This window comes from Nocardia sp. NPDC049737, assembly GCF_040674755.1.
In the GTDB taxonomy this organism is placed as follows: Bacteria; Actinomycetota; Actinomycetes; order Mycobacteriales; family Mycobacteriaceae; genus Nocardia.
This window is the reverse complement of sequence record NZ_JBFANH010000002.1, coordinates 454,779-478,373: the sequence shown is the minus strand read 5'-3', so window position 1 is coordinate 478,373 and position 23,595 is coordinate 454,779. Positions and strand designations below refer to the sequence as shown.

The window sequence follows — 23,595 nt, the reverse complement described above, 5'->3', positions numbered from 1 at the left end:
CGTCAGCCGCGGGCACATGGCGGCTTGCTGTCGACGCCGCGCGGGAGCTTGTCGCGTTCGGCGTCGATGTAGTCACGATTGCTGATCAGGCACAGCCGTTTCTGAATATCGTTGCGGTCGAGATTGATTCGGATCAATTCGACGTCCGACAGACCGATGAGCGTCGTTCCGACGAGCTTCCAAACCGTGATGGATCCAGGCACGGTGAATTTCGTGCTGGTGCCTGCTCGGGTGTCCCAGACCTCGACTTCGGACTTGTTGCCGAGCACGACAAGACCGTCTGGTGACCAGCCGGCGACAACGGAGTCGTGCGGTACCGGCGGCATGTCCATCTTCGCCGTTTCACCAGTGGCGGTATTCCAGCGGAACAGCGCTCCTGAGTCATCCTGAACCAGCACCTCGGTGTTCCCGGGATTCATATGGACATTCGCCACACCTACACCCGGCAGTTCGAACGAGCGAACCAGTGCACCGCTGTCGAGATTCCACAGCTGCAGCGACTTGCCGGCGATATTGACAACTACCGAGTCTGTCGACGCGTAACCGACGAGGGTCGCCGCTTTTGCGGTAGTCCGCAAATCGTCGAGATTCTGGCTGAGCAAGACCTGACCTCCGATCTGTCGACCGTCGCCGATGTGCCAGCGCGTGATGGCTCCCGCGTGCAGCGCGGCCGCTTCGTCGTCGTTGCGGATGGCGAAGGTGACGAACGATAGATCCGCCGAATTCAAGCCCGAGGGCGTCGGGAGTGGTATTCGACCTACCTCGTCGAAGGCCGGCATCAGCACAACGGCAACCCGCGAAGTGCCGGTCCACATCAGGGCGTGCCGCCCATCTGGAGTGAAGGCGAGCATCGCGTGTGGCCAGACACGAAGCGTGAAACCAGGCAGGCTGAAGAGGAGACGCATCGACTGCATGTCGATGACTTCGAAGGTTTCGCCACGAGAGCCAGCGACATAGCGGCCGTTGGGACTCCACAAGGCCGTGACGTCGTCGGGCGTGATCTCGGCCCAATCAGAATTGGACTCCGCCGCCGCCCCGTATCGCTCGATGCCGTTACTCGCCGCATAGATCAACACCGGACCAGCCGAGGTGAGGTGTACCGCAGGAGCGATCGCGTCGGAGCTGTGTCGAACCTGGACCTGATAAACACGTCCAGTCGCTATGTGGACGAGCTTCGCGATCTCGAACGCATCCCTGTTCTCGCCGGAATATTCGATCGCGAATTGTCCTGTGCTGTCGAGTCGCAACGATCCGCAGGTGCCGAGACCGACCCGGCGAAGTTCGGCACCGTCGGCGCCGCGAATAATCAGCGTCTTCGAGTCATCCGCGCATTCGACGGTCAGCCCGTCCGGTGTGACGTCACGCCCCGGCCAATCACGAACTGGCCGACCGCTTTTCAGGTCGTAAATGACCTGGTGAACTTTGAGATCGACATCCGTTTCCGAAAGCCACAGGGTCTCGTTCGCGGAGTCGACCCGTGCGATGGTCCGGATCGGCATGCCATCGGCAGGAATGTCGGGCAACCGATGAGGCGGTCCGGACAGGTCATATCGTTCGATCACATCGGGATCGCCGAGATAGGTCCCATGGCCCCGCTTCGGGTCGACAGAAATGAACAGTTGCCTGCCATCCTGAGAGAACTTTGCGACGAGCGCCGTTCTTCCCACGACATCCGCACCGTCGGGACGAACGGTGACGGGACCGGATCGAGTCGACACGTCCCACAGCGCAATGCCGCCACGATTGTTCAGGATCGCCAGTTTGCCGCCCTCGGGGCTCAGGCGTGCGCCGACAACATTCGGCACCGTCGCCACCCGCCACGGCGACGGCGGTCCGGTGAGAAATCCTGTCCAGACTGTGATCTGGCCATTCGATTGGGCAGTTGCCAACACCGACGCATCCGCGCTGAAGCCGGCTGTCAGCACATCGGACCAAAGATCGTTGTACGCGGCCTCTAATGCGCCGAGCCGAATCTGCGCGAGCAGCTGCTCCGCTCGCACATCCGCATTGTTCGGAGCGAATCTTCCTGCGGCTTGGGCGAGTTGGAGAGCCGCCGACGGATCGGTATTGCCGAGCGCCTCCGATTGCTGGGCGAGGTTTATTCCCGCCTGCTCGCGTAACTGTGCTGTCCGGGCCTGACTGGTGCGGTAGGCGACGATCGCGGTGCCGGAGGCGACCAGGGCGAGGACGGTGACAACCGCAGTGACGGTCCACAAGCGCCGCACCTCGCGGCGGCGGAGTCGACGAGAAGCCGCGATGTATAGCCGGTGAGCCGCAGGGACTTCGGGTTTGCGCCTATCGACCCATTCGAGCGCATCCTCCAGCGCCCTACCGTGTAGCAGCGCGCCGTTGTCGTGCTCGGACAGCTCCCATTTCTGGCGGTCCTGCTCGAGTTGCTGCTGCCAGGCGCGGAAGTCGCGGTCGTCCTGCAGCCAGGCGCGCAGCCGCGACCAGTTGTCGATGAGGGCCTGGTGGGCCAGTTCGACGGTGTCGGTTCCATGTGCGTCTCGGCCCACGACGACCAGCCGATCGCGCGCCAACCGTCCAGCGACACTGCGCAGTTCAGGGAAATCACCCATCGACACCACGGACCGGACGAAACCGCCTCCGCTCGAAGCGGGAGCGGCGAGCAACTTCAGCAAGCGCTGCACGCCGAACGCTTCGATCGGATCGGTGAACTGGGCCAGCACACGGTCGGCGCGGTCGGTGAAGAAACCTATTGCGCGGCCCGCTCTTTCGTAGTCATCGACGGTGATCGAAGCAGCGGCCCGTCGATCCCACAGTTGCGTCAGAGTCGACTCGAGCAGCGGCAGCGTGCCCGGCTCGCCCACCGTGTCATCCACGAGACGCTCGACGAGGGCCGGGTGTAGATCGGCTCCGGGCGCACGGGCGGCGGGCCGCTGGATGGCGTCGCGGAGTTGGTCACGACCCATCGGTGCCACCGCCACCGTGGCTCCGTCGAGAAAGCTGGCGAGGTCCGCGTCGATCAGGTTGTTCAGCGCATCCCACCGCAACGTGAGCAGAATTCGGATGCGTCCCTCGGTATCGGCGCGGGCGAGCTCCATCAGCCATTGCAGCACCGCACGCGCCCGCTCCGGCGCGGTCGCAGCCAGATCCTCGAACTGATCCGCGAACAGCACCAAGCCCTCCGGCGGCACGCGTTCGAGCAGGCGCGCCACCGAATCATCGACAGTCCCCGGCTCACGCGCCGCCTGCTGCGCCAGCAGTGTCGAAAGCTGGCCGCCGTCCGGAAAATCGAATCGTGGAGTCATCGCTCGGACGACCGGCGTGGCCGCATCGCCCGGCGACACCTCGCCGGCAAGCCGGAAGGTCGCGATCTGGCGCCCCTGTGCGCGGAGCCGGGGGATCACCCCCGCGCGGATGAGCGACGATTTGCCGATGCCCGACGGTCCGGCCACCGCGACGAGCGGTCGCTTCCGCAGCGCCGCCAACGCGCGATCGATGTCGTCGTCTCGACCGTAGAAGTAGTCCGCGTGTTCCTCGTCGAACGGCTCCAGCCCACGATAGGGGTTGGGGACGAACGAGGGGTCCATGCCGAGTATTTCGGCGATCGGGATCATGAACGCGGTTCCGGTGTACCCACGCGGGTCGGCGACTGCGGCCATCCCCACTACCGCGTCTGTTCCGCTGTCCCACACCGGCGCACCGCTGAACCCCCGCGTGATCGGCTGACCGCCGACTCGCTGCAGTTGCAACCAACCGGTGCCCTGCCGTTCCCGGAACTCGCCCGACGCCCAGACACCGTCGGGCAACTCCGCCGGAAAGCCGAACATCCGGAACTCGCGCCCCCACGGGTCATTGGCACGCCAAAACGGCGGCGGCACAACCGGATCGCCCACGGCGTCGTCCAGTTCCAGAATCGCGATATCACCCCGACCGTCCCCCGCGATCGGGGTCCACCGGCGCACCCGCGCACGCCACGTCCCGACCGACGGCAGCAACGGAAACTCAACCGCCACAACGGAATCCGGCGGCTGCACAGCATTTGGATCGGTACCGGCCGCGAACGCGATCACGTGCGCGCACGTCGCGACGATGTTCGGGCCGACCAGGAATCCTGCGCCGACGACCTGACCTGTGGTCGTGCAGATCCGCGCATGCGCCGAGCCGAACCGAGCGACAGCGCTCGAACCACCTGCAGTCATGGTCCCTCTCCCTGTGTACCCGACCGAACATATCGCGGCACAACGGGGCTCGAGATCGAAAGGCGATATCGTAGGTGATCATCTGGCCGCGGTTCCACGGCACTCGCCGCGTCCACCGGTCGGTATCCAGGTGTTGCCAGTACCAGTGTTATCGGACTCCTGTTACTGGTGTCGGATCGGTTGCAAGCTCATCACATGACTCAGACCTTGCAGCCGGGAACCGCTGCGGCCACGTCGGCCGCTGCGGAGCCGGCAGTTCAACCCGCCGAGTTCGGTGCGCGGCGGACCATCGCGGTGCTCGCGGTATTGCTCACGGGGCAGTTCATGGCGGTGCTCGATGCCTCGATCGTGAATGTCGCCATTCCTTCTATTCGTACTTCGTTGCATACCAGTGGATCCGCGTTGCAGTTGATCGTCGCGGGGTATGTGATCGCCTATGCCGTATTGCTCGTGACCGGTGCCCGGTTGGGTGATCGGTTCACACAGCGCCGCACCTTCATTACCGGGCTCGCGGTGTTCACCGTTGCCTCGCTGGCCTGCGGTTTGGCGTGGAATGAGTTCTCGCTCATCGTATTCCGGTTCCTGCAGGGTGCCGGTGCCGCGGCGATGATTCCACAGATCATGACCATGATCCAGCGGAATTTCACCGGCAATGCCAGGGCCAAGGCGCTCAGCGCGTACTCGGCGATTATTTCCGGCGGTATGGTCGTCGGCCAGGTGGCGGGTGGATTGATCGTCAACGCCGACCTGTTCGGCAGCAGCTGGCGCGGTGTATTCCTGGTGAATGTGCCGATCGGTGCGGTGCTGCTGCTGATTGCGCCGCGGGTATTGCCCACGGCCACCGCACGATTCGATCGGAAGCTGGATCTCGCGGGTCTGACCATGCTCACCATCTCGGTACTGCTGCTTGTGCTGCCGCTGGTATTGGGACATGAGCAGGACTGGCCGCTGTGGACGTGGATCACTCTGGGCGCCAGCGTGATAGGTGTCGGATTGTTCGTTGCGATCGAGCGGGCCGTTGCGGCTCGCGACGGTGAACCGCTGTTCGCACAGCGGGTGCTGACGTCACCGGGTCTGGCGCTCACCGCGGGCACACTGTTCACGATCATGGCGACCTTCGGCGGCTGGATGTTCGTCATGGCGATACACCTGCAGAGCACTCTCGGCTACACCGCACTGCACGCGGGTCTGCTGTTCATTCCGATGGGCGTGACGTTCGCGCTGGCCAGTTTGAACTGGGAGCGCATCCCACATCGCCTGCACGCCACCATGATTCCGTTCGGCCTGACGGTCGGCGCGACCACAATGGTGACGCTGGGCATGATGCTCCGTAACGGCGCCGACTTCGGACCGCTGCCGCTGGCCGTCTTCGGTATCCAGGGCATCGGCTTCGGCCTCGCCTTCAGCCCGCTGATGACCCGTACCCTGGCCAGGATTCCGATGGCCCTCGCCGCCGATGCCAGTGGCATTCTGGTGACCAGTGTGCAGCTCGGTGTCGTAGTCGGGATCGCGTGCTTCGGGTCGGTTTTCCTCGGGCTCGCGGGCAGTACAGTGCTGTCGGCCGCACATGCGCTGGGCGGCACCGCGATTGCGGAGGGCGTAACGGTATTGGTTGCGGCGGCACTGTCCGCGCGCGCCGCACGGTAGGTGCGACAACCGATCCCGGATTCGCTTGTTGGCGCATCCGGGATCACCGGACTCTCGGCGGGTTCGGATCATCGCGAGGCAAATAATGGCGGAGCCGGACAAGTTTGACGATCGTCATACCAATGAGCGGAAATGTCTTCGCGGTGGGCATCGAATTGGATGGCGAGGGATACCACCCGGCCGCGTGGCGGCGGGCCGCACATGCGCCCGATCAGTTGCTCACCGGCAATACGCTGCGCAAACGCGTGAGCGCGGCCGAGAATGCTGGTTTCAAGCTCGCCACCTTCGACGATTCGATCCTGCCGCCCGCCCAGCATCCAGCCGGGCGGATCGACGGGGTGACGCGGGCTTCGTTCGTCGCGGCGACAACCAGCACCATCGGGCTGGTTGCCACGGTCGCGACCACCTACGCGGAGCCGTTCCATACCTCGTCACAACTGGCCACGCTCGATTACGCCTCGCGTGGCCGCGGCGGGTGGATCGCGACGACCGATCCCGCGGCCGCCACGGCCTGGGGACGGCCGCCGCGCATTACCGACGCGGAACTCGCACGCGAACAACGGGATTCGATCGAGGTCGCGCGTCAGCTGTGGGATTCCTGGGAAGACGATGCCGTGGTGCGCGACTATGCGGCGAGCCGATTCCTCGATCGAGACAAGCTGCACTACATCGACTTCAGCGGCGAAACGTTCTCGGTGAAGGGTCCGGCCATCGTGCCTCGACCACCGCAGGGGCAGGTGGTCGTCTTCGCGTACGACGCCGGCGATGCTGACGTCATCCTGGTCACCGGAAGCGATCTCGCTCAGACGCTCGCCGCCGCCGACCGGGCGCGGGCCAGCGGTGCACTGGTGTTCGTCGAACTCGATGTCGCCCTGGACATTCCGGATGCCACGGCCGCCGAGCGCCTCGCCGAACTAGATGCATACACGACCGCGAATCGTACTGAGCGCCTGACGTTCTCAGGTTCCCCCACCGAACTCGTGCGCCTCATCACCCAACTCGCTGACCACGTCGAAGGCGTACGTCTGCATCCGGCCGTCATCGACGAAGATCTCCCGGCGCTGGCGCGCTACGTCCTGCCCGCACTGTTGCGCGCCGGTGTGACCCACCGTCCGGTGCCGGGTTCGACCCTGCGCGCCAATCTCGGCCTGCAGCGGCCGATCAACCGTTATGCGAAGGATCAGCACTGATGTCCGAGGTTCCGTTCCCCGACGCACAGGTCCATTTCGGCGTTTTCTTCCAGGGCGTCAACCACAGCACCATTTGGTCGGATCCGAGCAGCGGCTCGCAGATCGACTTCGAAACCTTCCGGCATATCGTCACCACCGCCGAACGTGGACTGTTCGACGCATTCTTCCTCGGTGAGGGCCTTCGCCTGCGCGAGCAGAACGGACAGCTGCTCGATACCGACATCGCCGGACGTCCCGACGCCGTTGCCCAGCTGGCGGCGCTGGCCGGGATCACCAGCCGGATCGGTCTGGTCGCCACCCAGAACACCACCTATAACGAACCGGCCGATCTCGCCCGGCGGCTCGCGGGTCTGGATCTGCTGTCCGGTGGACGCGCGGGCTGGAATGCGGTCACCACCGATAATGCCTGGACCGGTGCGAATTTCCGGCGCGGCGGCTTCCTCGACCACGCGCAGCGCTACGAGCGCGCGGGCGAATTCATCCGCACGGCCCGCGAGATCTGGGATGCCTGGTCCGACAATGCGATCGCGACCTCGCGCCGCGATATAGATTGGGCCGCATCGGATTCAGTGCGGCTGGTAACTCGCGACAACGAGCACTTCCGAGTCTCGATTACGCCGACCCTGCCGCGCAGCGCCCAGGGACATCCGGTGATCTTCCAAGCGGGTGATTCACCCGCGGGCCGCGATTTCGCTGCGACCCACGCCGAGGTCATCTTCTCCAGGCACGGAACACATTTCGACGCCGCGCTCGACTTCGCGAACGATATTCGGACACGCCTGGAACGCGCGGGCCGACCGGCCGATGACATCAAGATCCTGCCCGGTACCCAGATCGTATTGGCGGAGCGGGAATCCGAGGTCGAGGAGAAGGCGCGCTGGGTGCTGGAGGGTCAATTCACCGGTCAGACCGCACTGTCCCTGGTCGGGCAGGTGTGGGGTCGTGACCTGTCGGATCTCGATCCGGACGGTCCGCTGCCGGCGGATGATCCACAGCCCCAAGTGATTTCGGGTGAGCGCGGCGCACAGCGCGACGGTCAGGATCCGGTGGCGATCGCCCGGGAGTGGCGGGCGCTGGCCGAGGCCAAGAATCTGTCGCTGCGCCAAGTCGCCATCGAGACCTCGCAGCGGTCCGGATTCGCCGGGACACCGAGCCGGGTCGCCGACGAACTGACCCGCTGGGTCCGCCACGGCGCGACCCACGGGTTCAATATCTCGCCGTATCTGGCGCCCACCGGACTCGACGAGATCGTCGACTGGCTGGTTCCGGAATTGCAGGAGCGCGGCTCGTACCGCACCCAGTACACCGGCACCACTCTGCGCGAACACCTCGGACTGCGACCGCCGCTGACCAGGCGCTGAAAACCAGTCCGATCCGCGAAAGATGGCCGGTTTGCCTGGAAACCGAACCCGAGACCGCGTCTTACTCGTATGTTTGCCATACGCAGTGCAGATCGGAGTGGGACAGTGCAAGCAGGGGTTAGCGCGGATTATGTGATCGTCGGCTCCGGGTCGGCCGGCGCGGTCCTGGCCAACCGGCTCAGCGTCGATCCGAATGTGTCGGTGGTGGTGCTCGAGGCCGGAGGGCCGGATAAGAACAAGTTCGCCCATATCCCGGCGGCGTTCGCCAAGCTGTTCCGTTCGGAGGTGGATTGGGATTACCTCACCGAACCGCAACCCGAGCTGAAGAATCGGCAGATCTACTGGCCGCGCGGCAAAATGTTCGGCGGATCGTCATCGATGAACGCGATGATGTGGGTGCGCGGATTCCGTGCCGACTACGACGAGTGGGCATTGCTGGCCGGGGACGAATGGGGGTTCTCGGCGGCGGTCGAGCAGTTCCGCAAAATCGAGACCGTCGAGGATGCCTCGTATCCGGATGAGGGCGCGACCGGGCCGCTGCGTATTTCGCGGCAGCGCAGTCCGCGTGCGCTGACCGCGGCGTATCTGGCCGCGGTCAAGGAATCCGGATTCACTGTGGAGCCGCCGAACCGGCCCCAGCCGGAGGGGTTCAGCGAGACCATGGTCACTCAGCATGGCGGCAAACGGTGGAGCACGGCCGACGGTTATCTGAAACCGGCGATGCGCCGTCCGAATCTCACCGTATACGCCGAGGCGCTCGCGTCGCGGATCATCTTCGCAACCTCGCCGAATGGACGACCGCGCGCTACCGGTGTGGAGTATTACAAGGACGGCATCACCCAGACGGTGGCAGCACGGCGCGAGGTGATCCTCTGCGGTGGGGCGATCAATAGCCCACAGTTGCTTATGCTCTCGGGTGTCGGCGATGAGGACGAACTGTCACGTCATCACATCCCGCTTGTGCACCATGCTCCGGAGGTGGGCGCCAATCTGCAGGACCACCTGGTGGCGGCGCTCGGCTACGGCGTCGAATCCGATTCGCTGTTCACCGCGGAAAAGCCACGTCAGCTGCTCGATTATCTGATCCGGCACCGCGGCATGCTCACCTCCAATGTCGGTGAGGCCTATGGCTTCATCCGCAGCCGGTCCGATCTCGAATTGCCGGATCTGGAGCTGATTTTCGCGCCTGCGCCGTTCTTTTACGAGGGTCTCGAGGATCCCACGGAGCACGGGGTCGTGCTGGCGACGGTGCTGTTGCGGCCGCACAGTCGCGGTCGGATCTCGCTTGGTTCTGCTGATCCCGCGGCCAAACCGGTCATCGACCCGCGGTACCTCTCCGATAGCGGCGGTGCGGACCGAACTGCGATCATGTCCGGTCTGCGGGTATGCGCCGAGCTGGCCGCAGCTCCGGCTTTGAAGGCCGTACTCGGGCCGCTGATCTACCCTCCGCAGGCTCCGGTCGATCTCGAGGGCGCGATCGAGTTGACGCTGAACGGCTATTCGCACACCCTGTATCACCCGGTCGGCACCTGCCGGATGGGCACCGACGCGAGCAGTGTTGTCACCCCACGCCTGGAAGTGCGTGGGGTGCAAGGACTCCGTGTTGCGGACGCGTCGGTGATGCCGTTGCTGATCCGCGGGCACACACATGCGCCGAGTGTGTTCATCGGTGAGCAGGCGGCTCAGTTCATCCTGCGTGCTTAGTGCGCTGCAGTAGGCGAATGCTCGATCAGCCGCGTTGCCGGGCTGGATCCTCAGGACTCTGTGTCTCCACGGGAATGCGCCGGGCGGACAACGAAATCCGTGGTTCTGGGGATCTCCGTCGCGAATAGGGCTCGAAATGGCATGCAGTGCAATATCGCATTGCATGCATGTGCGCATAACGTGCTGTGCCGCATCGGATGTCAAAGCGCCCCGCCTGCCCGACCGGTGTGACGCCGCTGTGCTCGCCTCGTCGATGCGAATCATCTGGTCGCTGCCCAAAGGAGGTGCGTGGACACACCGAGTCACGCGTAGGCGAACAGGGCCAGGGAGCCTGCGGACAGGATCAGGTAGGGCATGGGATAAGCGATGTCGGCGTACCACTTGGCTCGGATAATGGTGATTTCCGCGCCGAGAAAGTAGAGGACCAGGCAGAGGGCGGCGATGAGGCCGAGTGGCGGGAACGCCAGGCCGATCAAGAGACCGAGGCCGCCGAGTGCTTTCAGGATGGCCAGTGGTTTGAGGGTCCATTGCGGGAGGCCGTAGCCGCGCATGGTCTCGCGCACCTGATCCGCCTTGACGATATCGAAGCCGGTGGCGCCGAAGGCGGCTACGGCGGCGAGGATGGTGACGACGACATATGCGATAGACACGGGAACTACCCTCCGGGTATCTCGGTTCTGTGGGTCTGCGATCGTGGGTGGGACACCTGATCGCCTATTCACGTGACGGATGCCGACCGCGAAAGGTGACCGATGCACGCACAGGAATTGCTGGCGCGACGATTCGAGACGCACCGCGATCACCTGCACGCGGTCGCCTACCGGATGCTCGGATCGGCCAGCGAAGCCGAGGATGCGGTGCAGGAGGCGTGGCTACGGCTGGATCGCTCCGATACGAGCGATGTCGAGAATCTTGCGGGGTGGTTGACCACGGTGGTCTCCCGGATCTGCCTCGATATGCTGCGCTCGCGAACCGCCCGACGCGAGGATCCGATCGATCGGCTCGTCGAACTCGGCGATACCGCCTCTGACCGCGATCCGGAAAGCGAAGCGGTGCTGATCGATTCGGTCGGACGCGCGCTACTGGTGGTGCTGGATACGCTCGGTCCCGATGAGCGGGTGGCGTTCGTGCTGCACGATATGTTCGCCGTGCCCTTCGATCAGATCGCGCCGATCATCGGACGAACCAGCACCGCCACCAAGAAGCTCGCCAGCCGGGCCCGCGCGCGGGCGCACGGCGACGCGACCGCAGCCACTTCCGAACTCGCGCAGCAGCGGCATGTCGTGGATGCCTTCCTCGCCGCCGCCCGCAGCGGTGATCTCGACGCACTGCTCGCCGTACTGGCACCCGACGTGGTGCGTACGGCCGATCCGGCCGCACTGCCCTCGGGCATGGCGCAGGTCGCGCGCGGGGCACAGGCGGTAGCCCGCGAGACCGTCATCCTGCGCCGCCGATCCCAGGTCGCCACGCTCGCGCTGGTCGATGGCGCGGTCGGGATCATTGTCGCGCCGCGCGGCAAACTGCTGCTCGCGCTCGCGGTTACGGTCCTGGACGACCGAATCGCGGCCTACGAGGTGATCGCCGATCCGACCCGACTGCGGCAACTCGACTTGGCCGTGCTCCCTGAATTGCTCTGAGCCAGAGGAGGTCCAGGCCGTCGAACATCAGCCGTCGCGCATGATAGGAATCCCCTCGGCGGTCTATCGGGCCATCAGCCAGCAGACTCTTACTTCAGTCGCAGACGGCACCGAACGATGCTGAGCCCACCAACTTCGAATACTTGGCGAGTACGCCGCGGGTGTAGCGCGGCGGCAGCGGTTTCCAGCCTTCACCGCGCCGGTCGAGTTCTTCCAGGTCGATGAGAAGGTCGAGGGTGCCCGCGGCGACGTCGAGGCGGATCTGGTCACCATCGTGGACGAAGGCGATCGGTCCGCCATCGACCGCCTCGGGGGCGACGTGGCCGACGCAGAGACCGGTGGTGCCGCCGGAGAAACGTCCGTCGGTGAGCAGCAGCACGTCCTTTCCGAGGCCCGCGCCCTTGATGGCCGCGGTGATCGCGAGCATCTCACGCATACCGGGACCGCCCTTGGGCCCCTCGTAGCGGATGACCACCACGTCGCCCGCGGTGATCGTGCCGTCCTCGAGCGCGTCCATCGCTGCCCGTTCGCGGTCGAAAACCCGTGCCGTACCGGTGAATACATCGGAATCGAAGCCTGCCGACTTGACCACCGCACCGCCGGGTGCGAGCGATCCGGCGAGAATGGTGATGCCGCCGGTCGGGTGGATGGGAGATGCCATGGCCCGCACCACTTTTCCGTCCGGATCCGGCGGCGCGATGGTAGCCAGGTTTTCCGCGACCGTGCGTCCGGTGACGGTCAGGCAGTCGCCGTGCAGCAGCCCGGCATCCAGCAGCGCTTTCATCATCACCGGCACGCCCCCGATCCGGTCCACATCGGTCATCACATGTCGCCCGAAGGGTTTCACATCGGCGAGGTGCGGCACCCGGCGGCCGATGCGCGCGAAATCCTCGAGTGACAGATCGACTTTCGCGTCGTGGGCGATCGCCAACAGATGCAGTACCGCATTGGTGGAGCCGCCGAATGCCATCACCACCGCGATCGCGTTCTCGAAGGCCTCCTTGGTGAGAATGTCGGCCGTCGTGATTCCCCGACGCAGCAATTCCACCACCGCCTCACCGCTGCGCCGCGCGTAGCTGTCGCGACGTCGATCGGTCGCGGGCGGTGCCGCACTGCCGGGCAGCGACATACCCAATGCCTCGGCCGCGCTGGCCATGGTGTTGGCGGTGTACATGCCGCCGCAGGCACCCTCACCCGGACAGATGGCCCGTTCGATGGCATCCACATCCTCGCGGCTCATCAGACCGCGCGAGCAGGCGCCGACCGCCTCGAACGCATCGATGATCGTCACTTCGCGCTCGCTGCCATCACTGAGTTTCGCGATACCGGGCAGAATCGAGCCCGCGTACAGAAACACACTCGCCAGGTTCAGCCGCGCCGCCGCCATCAGCATGCCGGGTAAGGATTTATCGCATCCGGCCAGCAGCACAGAACCGTCGAGCCGCTCGGCCTGCATCACGGTTTCCACGCTGTCGGCGATCACCTCGCGCGATACCAGCGAGAAATGCATGCCCTCATGTCCCATGGAGATGCCGTCGGAGACCGAAATTGTCCCGAATTCCATCGGATACCCGCCGCCCGCGAACACTCCCTCCTTGCACGCCTTGGCCAGCCGGTCCAGCGACAGATTGCACGGCGTGATCTCATTCCACGAGGAGGCCACACCGATCTGCGACTTCCCCCAGTCGCCGTCGTCCATGCCGACCGCCCGGAGCATCCCGCGGGCGGCCGTCTTCTCCAGACCATCGGTGACATCGCGACTACGCGGCTTGATATCGGGACCGTTCGGATCATTCGCCATGGCCACATCATTCCCCGCCCGTATCTCCACCGCTGCCGACCACGCCGATCGGCCCCGCGATTCGACCGCTGTCAGCAGGCTCAGTTGGCGGCCCAGCGTCTCGACGATCAACGATGGCGGCCCAGCCGAATGGGGCGCTACCCCCTGACGCTCGCGAATCCCATGGGCGGCGTGGGAGACGGGCCCGTGCGCAGCACCGGGCGGAAGTCGGGAAGTGCGGGCAGCACATCGGCATTGCGGGCGGCGTAGCAGCGCACGCGTGGGAGCGCTCGGGTGACCTCGGCTCGTTCCACCGGCTCGGCATCGATGAACCCGACGGTGTCCAGTTCCAAGCCGAGAGTGTGCGCGATCCGCAATAGCGACGCGGATTTGCGGCCCCAGCCGATCTCGATGGCCGAGAACATGTCGTAGAGCCCGTGTCGATAGAGCTTTTTGAGGGTGAGGTCGCGGTCACTACGGCTGGCTACGGCATGCCAGATGCCGCGCTCGCTCAGCTTCAGCAGCGTGCGCAGGGCGGCGGGGCGTGGTGCGCTGCTGGTTGCGTCGCAGACGACACCATCCCAGAGGGTGTTGTCCAATTCCCAGACAAGACATCTCAGAGCCGGTGCCATCGCCTGCCCCTATCGGTTGTTCATCGCTGCCTTTCCTGCCGTGTCGTCGGCAGATGTGCTACTGCAAAACCATCCAGCGAACGGCACGTGCCGGACAAGCCCCCGCTTTCTTGGGAGCCCGTGCGGCCGAGGCGATACTACCGGTACCGCCCGTGAATGCTCCTGTCAAAAGCCGTAGTAGTGGCGAACCAGCCGTTCATAGACCCGAGCGGGCGTGAATCGTCGGGTCCAGAACGAGAGCCGAACATCGCTGCCGCACAGGTAGGTTTGGCGTGGTTCGGGTGCTTCCAGGATTGCCCGCACCTTCCTGGCTACCGTCTCGGCGGACTGTCCGTGCTGCAGATATCCGGTGACGCGCGCCAGCACCGAAGTCCGATCGGCCGTGTATGCCTCGATCGGAACGGCAACGCGCGCAGCGGAATCGATGATCGGGGTGACCGTCCATCCCGGCGCGAGCACCGATACGTGGATGCCGAAGCCAGCGGTCTCCATCCGCATCGCCTCGCCGAGACGTTCGATGGCGGACTTGGTAGCCGAGTACCAGCCGCCATAGGGTTCGGCGATGGCGCCCGCACCGGAGCTCACCACGATTACCCGCCCGCGGCCCTGCGCACGCATGATCGGCAGCACTTCGCGCAGCACGCGGTGGGTGCCGATCACGTTGGTATCGATGAGCGCCGCGGCCTCGTCCGGATCGGTCTCCTCCACCGAACCGACAATGCCGTAGGCGGCGAAGGTGACCACAGCATCGATGCGGCCGTGTCGTACGTGCGCGGATTTCACCCAACTCCGCACCGCCTCGGTATCGCTGACATCGACCGCGCTCACACCGTCCCGCCCGACTTTGTCGCTGCCCTCGACCGTATAGCCGACGCACGCGAGGTATTCGACGGTCGCCGCACCCATACCGTTGGCCGCGCCGGTCACCAGAACAACGGTCACAGCGCACACACCTGCAACACACGCGGCAGCACCTCTAACCGCGCCGATTCGACAATCGTGATCTCACCGTCCAATTCGAGCGGCGCGGGTGCGGCGGGCCGCAGTTCCACCGCGGTATCGCGACGGCAGGTGGCCAGTGCGCGACCCCTGAACTTGCCGCGGTAGAGACCTGCGATGAGCCGCAGTATTCGTGCCCGTCCCGCGGCTTTCCAGATATTCACATCGAACATGCCGTCCGCGCTGGTTACCGGTGTGTCGTAGTACATGCCACCGGCGAAGTGCACGCTCTTGAGCACACCGACATTCGTGATCGGTGCGGTGTGCACCCAGTCGGATCCGCGCAGTTGGATGGCGAGTGGCTTGTGGGTGGCGATATTGCTCAGTGCGGTGGCGAGTATGGCCGCCTCGACATTGCGGGATTTCAGCCAGCCGATCAGCCCGCGCGCCTGATTGAACGAATGATTGCCCGCCGCTACGAGTCCCATACTCGCATTGAGCAGGAAGTAGCGGACCGTTCGGGTGCCGTCCGGGAGGAGCATCGTGGCCTTGCCGACATCGACGAGCTCGGGTGTGCCGAGCCGAACCGGGATATCGGCGATACTGGTTCGCACCGGTTTGTGGAAGTCGTTGGAACTGCCCAGACCTATCGCGCCCAAAGCGATCGCTTCCGCCCCCTGCCGCGGGCGATCGGTCGCCGAGTCCATGATCGCGTTGAGGACCAGGTTGAGCATGCCGTCGCCGCCCGCCGCGACGATCACCTCGGGCGGATCCGACTCGAGAGCGGCCCGCACCAATTTCGTGGCTTGTTCCGCGTCACTGGGCATTTCGATGGTCAGAGCGGCATTCCGTTCGCGCAGAACGCTTTCTACCGGGCGCCACCGCTGCAGCGCCGTCCCGGCATTGGACTGTGGATTCAGGACGACGAGCATGATTCCTCCTCGATTCCCAGCCACTCGCGTAGCCGAGGCCAATCCCCCGTACGTACAAGCCCCGAATATCCCTGTGGGACAGCCGATTCCGCCACGTTCACCAGGAAGACGGGGATCCCGATTCGGGCCGCCGGTGCATCATTGACGGCGTCGTTGCCGATCATCACGCACTCCCCCGGTTCCGCGCCGAGCCGGTCGAGGAGTTCTCGATAGAACTCGATGCGTGGTTTCGAGCGGCGCATATTCTCGCCGCTGGTTCGGAAGGCGAACGCGGACGGGTCGTAGCCGCCCCAGCCGAGCCGGGTGGTGACCGTGCTGTCCGGCCACAGCGGGTTGGTCGCAACCACTTGTACCGTGCCCGCTTCGTGGAGCCGGGTCACGGTATCCAGTGCCGACGGCACCGGCGGAAAACAGCGACGCAGGCGCGGAAAGCCCGTCTCCGCCAGGCTCTTCAATTGGGTCGCCACCGCATCGGGTGCAAGGTCCAGCCGGTCGGCGAGCAACCGGACCATGAGCTCGGTGTTGGTGTGCTCGGTGTCGTTGGCCCGCACCTGCTTCAGCACGCCCGACAGGACACCCAGGAACCGATGCGGCGGGGCCAACTCGCGAAATGCCTGCGCGGCCGCCAGCGGCATCAGTGTCTTGAACCGGCGTCGATGCAACCGCACCAAGGTGCCGTCCAGGTCCCACAGCACTGTGCGGTTCATTCCTGGCTGTCCAGTACCGCTTGTAGATCGGCGCGGGTCAGGCCCAGCCGCGCCGCGTATTCGTCGATGCCGGGACGCTCGGTTGCACTCGTACTGATTCCGGCCCGGCTTGCCAGTTCCGAACCATATGCGGCACCGAGATCGAAGACTGTCTTGGCCAGAGCCGCTGGGAACAGCCAGCGGCCCAGATCGCGCTGGAACACCCGCGTCAGCCGGTAGGGAGCGGAGATTCGCGCGCCGAGATCGGATAGCGGCGCCGGGTCGCGCAGTGAACTCATCTTGCGCGCCTCCGCACCGGGCACCAGCAGTAGGTCCGACCACAGGCGACCGAAACGATCGCGCTTCTCGCTCGCGACGGCGGTCATATTGAATTCGGTATATGCCTTTTCGATGCGTGAGGTGTGGGTGGAGCGGCTGCGCAGCAGGGCATGGATATCTGCGGTCTTGCGCGCGGTGTCGTAGCGGGTGAAGCGGTTGATCTTCGGCGCGATCCAGCCGATCAATGCGGCGAAATCCGGGACGGGAACCAGTCGATCGGCCAGCGAAAGGGCGTGGTACATCAAGCTTTCGCTGCCTGCCTTGGCGATTTCACCGGCCAGCAGATCGTAGTCGAGGTCATCGGCGTTGCGGGCCAGGTTCCAGATGTCGGCGAGCTCGCGCACACCGGTCTTGTAGTACGGCAGGTGGATGCCGAGGTGGTGCAGGTTGTCCTCGTGCGACATGGCCCAGGCCGGCACACCGTAGAAGTCGATGCGCCGCACGCGCTTCCAGATCGCGGTGTAGTCGACGGTGTACGGGGCCAGCGGCGTGATCAGGCCCCAGTGCGTTCCGACGATAAGTGATCCGTCATGGGAGACGAACGACGGCAGGTGGTGCGAGCGTTCGGCACGGACCTTCGGCGCCTTGCCCAGCAGTTCGGACGTGGCGAAAAGGCCCAGCTCCCGGTAGATGTCGATAACGGTGTCGACCTGGTCGAGTTCGACGAGGATATCCAGGTCGTTCATCCGCTTGTAGCGCGGGTCGTGGTAGATCTGCGCCGAGAACAACATGCCCTTGAGCACCACGCAGCGCACACCGCGTTCGTCGAAACGGCGCAACAGTTCACGGGCACCGGCCAGGCGTCGATCGTTCACGGCGGCAATGTGATCGGTCACGCTGGCGAAATGTGCTCGCACCAGTTCGGGAACGAGGTCGTAGAGTTCCTCGGATTCCAAGCGGCGCTGCACCAGTGGGACGGTCGCATTGAGCTCGGCGAGTTCGAAAACCTCTGACCAGTCGGTGATCTCGTGGGCGAGCTGAGCCAATGCGGCGCGCTCGTCCTGATTCGGTTCGGCCAGTGCCGCATGCACCAGCAGGCGTTCGGAAGCCGTGCCGCCCGCGGCGATTTCGGTTCCGGTCATATCAGCGGATTCCTTCTTCGGTGGGACCGATTTGTTCGGGGTGGAAGGCGAAGCGGCGGGCCACGGCCGAGATCTTCTCCAGCGCGAAATCCAGCTGAGCGCGGCTGAGCGTGGCCATCATGCTGACCCGTAGTCGCTGCTGTTCGCGTGGCACGGCCGGGAACTCGACGCCGTTGACGAACACGCCCTCGGCATGCAATGCCGCGACGACCTCGGCTACGGCGAGGCGCTGCGGCACCAGGATCGGGATGATCGCGGTCTGCGGATCGACCGCGAAACCCATTCGGCGCAGTTCCCGCACGAAGTAGTCGACATTGTCGTGCAATTGGCGGATCCGCTCCGGATGTGTGTCGATGAAATCGATAGCGGCGAGTACCGAGGCGACGACCGCAGGTGCGAGCGATGCCGAGAACATGTACGAGCGCGCGAAGAACCGCAGCGTGTCCACCAGATCCTTCGAACCGGCGACGAAACCGCCGGTGGTGGCGAACACCTTCGAGAACGTGCCCATGTACAGCTCGACCGATCCGGCCCCCATACCGAAATGTTCCGCGGTGCCATGGCCGTTCGCGCCGAGCACACCGGTGCCGTGCGCGTCGTCGATGGCCAGCCAGGCCCCGAACGAATCGCACAGCGCCCGAATCTCCGGCAGCGGTGCGATATCGCCGTCCATCGAATACACGCCCTCGACGGCGACCACGATGTTGGCGCCCGGATTGCGCCAGCGGATCTGCATGAGCCGGTGTCGCAGATGTCGAAGGTCGTTGTGCTCGAAGGCCATCGAGCGGACCCGGCCGAGTTGGATGCCGTCGTAGAGGCTGGCATGGCTCTGCTCGTCGTAGAGCAGGATGTCGCCCTTGCGCAGCAGACCGGTCACCCAGCCCACATTGGCGGCGTAGCCGGAGGAGAATACCAGCGCGGATTCGCAGCCCTTGGTCTCGGCGAGGCGTTCCTCCAGCCGCCGGTGCACCGAGGTGGTGCCGTTGAGTAGTGGCGGCCCGCCGTGGCCGACACCGAATTCGCGCACGGCGCGGACAGCGGCCTCGACGATCTCCGGTTCGTTGCCGAGGCCGAGATAGTTGTTCGAACCCAACATGATCAGGTCGCGGACCGCGCCACCATCGGGATCGCGGACCCGCACGACCGGACCCGCCGGTCCGGTGATCTCTCGGAGGACGAATCCGGTGCCGCGTGCGTTGGCGACATAGGGCCGGAACTCCTCGAAGCGCTGTTCGAAGGTGTGCGCGGCGGGATCGAGGTAATGCTCGAGGCTGAAGTTCTCGCCGTGTGCGGTGTCGTGCGGTGCGGCTGCCGTAGATGTCATGAGCTGTGTTCCTGAACGATGGTTGCGGTTCCGGCCTTACCGTCGAGAATCAGCACATCCCCGCTGGCGACCAACCGGGTGACACCGGGAACGCCGACGACGGTGGGGATGCCGAGTTCGCGGCCGATGATGGCGGTGTGGGAGAGCGGGCTGCCCTTTTCGCTGACCAATCCCCCGGCGGCCACCATCAGGAAGACCCAACCGGGATCGGTGCTGGATGCGACGAGGATCTGACCATCGACGACCACATCCGGTTCCGGATTGGTCAACACCAGTGCCGGGGCTTCGACTCGGCCTGGCGCACAACCGATTCCGTGCAACACACTGCCGGAATCGCCGGTAGGAGCGGGATGGTCGAAGGTCGGATCGTTGATGCCGACGGCCGCGATTCCTGCCGTGACGATTCGGGACGGCAGCTGCTCGGTGCGCCACCGCTCGTGATCACTCTTGCGTGTGGCGACCGTACGCGACGCATCTGTATCGACCGCGGTGCCACGTGTGAGGGCCGCTATCTCCTCATAGGTGAGCCAGAAGATATCACGCGGATCCTCGAGTAATCCGGCGGCGTGCAGCTGCCTGCCGTATTCCCGGAAGACCCGCTTGACCAGGCCGAAGGAGCGGCTGCGGCCCAGCCGCATATTCTCGCGCTGTTTCACGTGCTCGCGTGCGCGGCCGAGTGCGAACCGGAATGCCAACCGTTGCGGGAGCTTGCCACGGAACAGTTTCGCAGCGGTGCGCTCCGCGTCGCGCCGGATCCGCTTCTCGCGGGCCGCCATTTCGTCGATGTTCTGACCGCCACGCAGGTAGTTGCGCAGCATGGGGACCAGTCGATCCGGATGTTCGCCCAGCGGATCGGTTTCCAGCTTCAGCTCGTCGACAGTGCGGTCGCCGAACAGGGCGATGTGCCGCAGACATGCACTGCGGAAATCGGCGAATTCGCGCTGTGCCAAGGCTTTCCATACCTCATGCGGTTCCAGCGGTCCTTCGAACAGCTCACGCAGTGCGGTATCCGCCCGGACCGTTGCGGTCAGGGCGAGCGCCGAGCGGACCGGGTCGACGCTGTCGACTCCCTCTTCGCCGCAGAACAATTCATTGCGCAAGGTGATGGCGGCTGTTTCGGTGAGGCCTTCGCGTTCCAGCAGCAGACCGACGACGTGGAACATCTGCTGGGCCAGAAAGTCATTGAAGATCTGTACCGCGTAGGCCGGTACGAGTTCGTGCAAGCAACGTTCCATCCACTCGAGCAGGGCTTCCGGATCTCTTTCCCGCTCCGGCGTTTCCGGGTCCAGCCGGTGGTCCAGTTCTGCGGTGAAGTTCTGGAGTTCGGTGAAGAACGCGCGCAGCCGCCGCGGAAGCCGCAACCAGCCAACGGTGATGACGACGGCGATACGTAGCCGCAGCAGATACATGTTCGCCCTGGCCAGACCGCGTTTCGGCGCGGCCCGGCGCTGGTAGCGGTTCTCGATATTGAGTGCCGCCTCCCAGCCTTCGATGGCGAACTCCATGCCCGGTATCTGCAGGAATAGCCGGTACCAGTTGCTGATGTTGTAGTAGATGCGGCCGTGTGCGGTGCCGACCAGATAGGGGTAGAGGCTCGCTGCGTTGCGTTCGACGATGGCGTCGGTGGCGCCGAAATCCTTGTGGCAGGCCCGGAATACCTGCTCATAGGCATTCCGCAGGATCGAGAAGGTCAGTGGGCTGGACAGACCGGGATATGACTCGGCGACATTCACATTGTCGAAAATTGTTTCGCGGGCACCGGTCGCGGTGATCGGCCGGGCTTGGAGCAGGTACAGCACGCCCTCGGCGTCATAGGCCCATTCGATATCCTGTGGCGCGCCGAAGGATTCGGCCAATCCCATTGCGGTACCGACGAGTTCGACCACCTGCGCGTCGGTGAGTGCCTGTTCGGTGACGGCGGCGATCAGTTCGATGACGGTGCCGGAACCGTCGGCAGCAACCACGACCCGGCTCTGCTTCTCGGCCACCGAGCGGGACACGATCGTGCCCGCGGCGGTGTCGACGAAATAGGTATCGCATTCCACGGTCCCAGCTACCACACCTTCGCCGAGACCCAGAGCTGCCGAGACGACGGCCTCGCCCGGGTCGCCGGTCTGCGGGTTGCAGCTGAAGGCGACGCCGGAGACCGCGCTGTCGATCAGCACCTGAACCAGGACGGCGCAGTCGATCTCGGTGTTGTCCAGTCCACGATGTACTCGATAGAACAGCGATCGCTCCGAGTAGGCGGAAGCGAGCACTTCCAGCACGGCCGCCGATACGTTCGCCGGGGCGACATTCAGCAAGGTGTCGAGTTGGCCCGCGAAGGAGTCCGTCGCCGAATCCTCACCGCTCACCGAGGACCGTACCGCCAGCCGAACCTCGGGTTGCGGTGTGCGGTTCACGATTTCGCGCACATTAGCGCCCAGTTCGGTATTGATCGCCGCCGGGATTTCCTGAGCCAGGATGATCGTGCGTATCTCTCCCGACACCGCACGCAACGACACAGTGTCGGTGTGATCGAGCGAATCCAGCGCCTCGGCAATGGCTGCACGGATCGGTTCGAGGATGCGCGCACACGCGGCGGCGCTCAGCACCACGAACGGTGGTACGCGATGGCCCGCCGCCACCAGCCTGCCGAGATTCGCAGCCTTGGCGCCCACTTGCGCCGCCATCGTCGCATCAGCGGCCAGTGCGAAATCGCTGACGGTTGTTCCGGTCATTGCGCGGCCTCCTGCATGGTCGTGGCCGTCGGCACCGCGGGCGCACGCCGGGTGAGCCGCACGAGTACCGGATCGGGGGTATTGGAGATCTCCGGGTTTTCCCGAACCCGCATCCCGTTGACGAGTTGGATGTCGTAGCGGGCCAATAGCATTGCGATGCCGACACGCACCTCCGTCAGCGCCATATGTTGGCCGACGCACAGATGTGCGCCCCAGCCGAAGGGAAAGTAGCGGAAGGGTGGGCGGGCCTTGGTCTGCTCCTTGGTGAACCGGTCCGGGTCGAAGGTCAGTGGTGAATCCCAGAATTCGGGGAAGCGGTGGTTGACGAACGGGCTGATCACCACGATCGCGCCCGGTTGCAGATCGAAGCGGTCGAAGCTGTCCGGTTCGATAGCGGTGCGGCTGAATGCCCACGCGGGCGGATGCAGGCGCATCGCCTCGTCGATCGCGCGTCCCGTCAGCTCCAGCGCGGGTAGCGCCCAATCGACGCCATCGGTCAACGCGAGCGCCATATCGATCTCGTCGCGCACCCGCGCGAACACCGCTGGATTGCGGGCCAGTTCGTAGATGGTCCACGCCATCGCGCCGCCGGTAGTCTCGTGTCCCGCGAGCAGGAAGGTGAGCACCTCATGACGCAGCTGCGCGTCATCCATGGCGTGCCCGGCATCATCGCGGGCCGCGAGGAGTCGAGCCAGCAGGGACGTCGTTTCGGCATCGGCGTCCCGGTGTCGCTGAATGACGCTGTCCACCACGCGATGTAGTCGTTCGCGAACACCGTGGAAGCGGCGATTAGCTGGCGTCGGCACATTCGGCAGCACTTGAATGGGCGCGGCCATATGCCGCATCACCCACGAAACACCCTCGCGCACATCGTCTTCGATCTGGGGCAGCACACCGTCGATATCGGAGCCCATGACCGCGCGACAAACCACATCCGCCGCGAAGCCCATCACCTCGGGGACCAGGTCGAAAACCGCGCCCGTCGCCGCGTACGCATCGAGACGATCGAGCATGCGCTGTCCACACTCGACCATGAGCGGAATCTCGGTGTCGACGTGGCGGCGGGAGAATGCGGGTTTGATCAGCGCGCGCTGGCGTTTCCAGAGTTCGCCGCCGCTGGTCAGCAGTCCGGGTCCGAGCAGGTAGTTCAGACTCTGATAGCTGATGCCCTTCTCGTACTTGGCCGCATTGGCGACCAGGACCTGATTGATGTGCTCCGGCTCGACGAGCAGATGCAGCTGCTGATGCACCAGGCGCAGCCGGACGCTGCCGCGGTGTGCGACAGCCTGTTCATAGAACAGCGCGAGCGGGTCGGCGCGGTACTCCGGATACGCACCGAGCGGATGTCGCAGTACCGGACCGCCGAGCCGTCGGCCGCCGAACTTCGGCTGCACGCTCATGACTGCGCCTCGCTGGCGCTCGGCTCCGTCATGACCGTGATCACGGCTGTGTTGAT

The 23,595-nt window shown here is 64.9% G+C and carries 16 protein-coding genes; 5 read left to right on the top strand and 11 right to left on the bottom strand.

Annotated elements, in window-relative coordinates; genetic code table 11:
- Positions 1-2 precede the first annotated feature (2 nt).
- Positions 3-4,166: a trypsin-like peptidase domain-containing protein gene (locus AB0J47_RS05115; RefSeq protein ID WP_364340664.1), complete on the bottom strand. Its 4,164-nt coding sequence runs from the start codon at positions 4,164-4,166 to the stop codon at positions 3-5.
- Positions 4,167-4,361: 195 nt separating this feature from the next.
- On the opposite strand from AB0J47_RS05115, the gene AB0J47_RS05110 reads away from it, so the two are divergent.
- From AB0J47_RS05110 to AB0J47_RS05095, 4 genes are all read left to right on the top strand, one after another.
- Positions 4,362-5,813 carry an MFS transporter gene (locus AB0J47_RS05110; protein ID WP_364340662.1) on the top strand — a complete coding sequence of 484 codons (1,452 nt, stop codon included), beginning with the start codon at positions 4,362-4,364 and terminating at the stop codon, positions 5,811-5,813.
- Positions 5,814-5,935: 122 nt separating this feature from the next.
- Positions 5,936-7,003 (top strand): LLM class flavin-dependent oxidoreductase, encoded by a 1,068-nt coding sequence (locus AB0J47_RS05105; protein ID WP_364340660.1) that lies wholly within the window; start codon positions 5,936-5,938, stop codon positions 7,001-7,003.
- Positions 7,003-8,364, top strand: a complete 1,362-nt coding sequence (locus AB0J47_RS05100) for an NtaA/DmoA family FMN-dependent monooxygenase (protein ID WP_364340658.1) — start codon at positions 7,003-7,005, stop codon at positions 8,362-8,364. Before AB0J47_RS05105 ends, AB0J47_RS05100 begins: the two co-directional genes overlap by 1 nt.
- Positions 8,365-8,469: 105 nt before the next feature.
- On the top strand, positions 8,470-10,068 hold the full coding sequence (locus AB0J47_RS05095; RefSeq protein ID WP_364340656.1) for a GMC family oxidoreductase N-terminal domain-containing protein: 1,599 nt from the start codon (positions 8,470-8,472) through the stop codon (positions 10,066-10,068).
- 302 nt (positions 10,069-10,370) lie between these two features.
- Here the strand turns inward: AB0J47_RS05095 and AB0J47_RS05090 are convergent, their stop codons facing one another.
- Positions 10,371-10,718 carry a DoxX family protein gene (locus AB0J47_RS05090; protein ID WP_364340654.1) on the bottom strand — a complete coding sequence of 116 codons (348 nt, stop codon included), beginning with the start codon at positions 10,716-10,718 and terminating at the stop codon, positions 10,371-10,373.
- A 102-nt stretch (positions 10,719-10,820) separates the two neighbouring features.
- Between AB0J47_RS05090 and AB0J47_RS05085 the strand changes: the two genes are divergently transcribed.
- Positions 10,821-11,705, top strand: coding sequence for a sigma-70 family RNA polymerase sigma factor (locus AB0J47_RS05085; RefSeq protein WP_364340652.1), 885 nt, complete (start codon positions 10,821-10,823; stop codon positions 11,703-11,705).
- A 94-nt stretch (positions 11,706-11,799) separates the two neighbouring features.
- On the opposite strand, the gene ilvD is transcribed toward AB0J47_RS05085, so the two are convergent.
- The 9 genes from ilvD to AB0J47_RS05040 form a co-directional block, all read right to left on the bottom strand.
- On the bottom strand, positions 11,800-13,506 hold the full coding sequence (ilvD, locus tag AB0J47_RS05080) for a dihydroxy-acid dehydratase (RefSeq protein WP_364340650.1): 1,707 nt from the start codon (positions 13,504-13,506) through the stop codon (positions 11,800-11,802).
- 137 nt (positions 13,507-13,643) lie between these two features.
- Positions 13,644-14,117, bottom strand: coding sequence for an HAD-IIIC family phosphatase (locus tag AB0J47_RS05075; protein ID WP_364340648.1), 474 nt, complete (start codon positions 14,115-14,117; stop codon positions 13,644-13,646).
- A gap of 165 nt (positions 14,118-14,282) precedes the next feature.
- Positions 14,283-15,059, bottom strand: coding sequence for an SDR family NAD(P)-dependent oxidoreductase (locus tag AB0J47_RS05070; protein ID WP_364340646.1), 777 nt, complete (start codon positions 15,057-15,059; stop codon positions 14,283-14,285).
- Positions 15,056-15,988 carry a diacylglycerol kinase family protein gene (locus AB0J47_RS05065; protein WP_364340644.1) on the bottom strand — a complete coding sequence of 311 codons (933 nt, stop codon included), beginning with the start codon at positions 15,986-15,988 and terminating at the stop codon, positions 15,056-15,058. Before AB0J47_RS05065 ends, AB0J47_RS05070 begins: the two co-directional genes overlap by 4 nt.
- Positions 15,973-16,695, bottom strand: coding sequence for an HAD family hydrolase (locus AB0J47_RS05060; RefSeq protein WP_364340642.1), 723 nt, complete (start codon positions 16,693-16,695; stop codon positions 15,973-15,975). Before AB0J47_RS05060 ends, AB0J47_RS05065 begins: the two co-directional genes overlap by 16 nt.
- A complete protein-coding gene (locus AB0J47_RS05055; RefSeq protein ID WP_364340640.1) occupies positions 16,692-18,095 on the bottom strand; it encodes a nucleotidyltransferase family protein in 1,404 nt (467 codons plus the stop codon). The genes AB0J47_RS05060 and AB0J47_RS05055 overlap by 4 nt, the downstream gene beginning before the upstream one ends.
- A gap of 1 nt (position 18,096) precedes the next feature.
- Positions 18,097-19,419 (bottom strand): pyridoxal phosphate-dependent aminotransferase family protein, encoded by a 1,323-nt coding sequence (locus AB0J47_RS05050; RefSeq protein WP_364340638.1) that lies wholly within the window; start codon positions 19,417-19,419, stop codon positions 18,097-18,099.
- Complete coding sequence (locus AB0J47_RS05045) at positions 19,416-22,139, bottom strand: PEP/pyruvate-binding domain-containing protein (RefSeq protein ID WP_364340636.1); 2,724 nt, start codon at positions 22,137-22,139, stop codon at positions 19,416-19,418. Before AB0J47_RS05045 ends, AB0J47_RS05050 begins: the two co-directional genes overlap by 4 nt.
- Positions 22,136-23,539, bottom strand: coding sequence for a cytochrome P450 (locus AB0J47_RS05040; protein ID WP_364340634.1), 1,404 nt, complete (start codon positions 23,537-23,539; stop codon positions 22,136-22,138). Before AB0J47_RS05040 ends, AB0J47_RS05045 begins: the two co-directional genes overlap by 4 nt.
- Between the last annotated feature and the right edge of the window lie 56 nt (positions 23,540-23,595).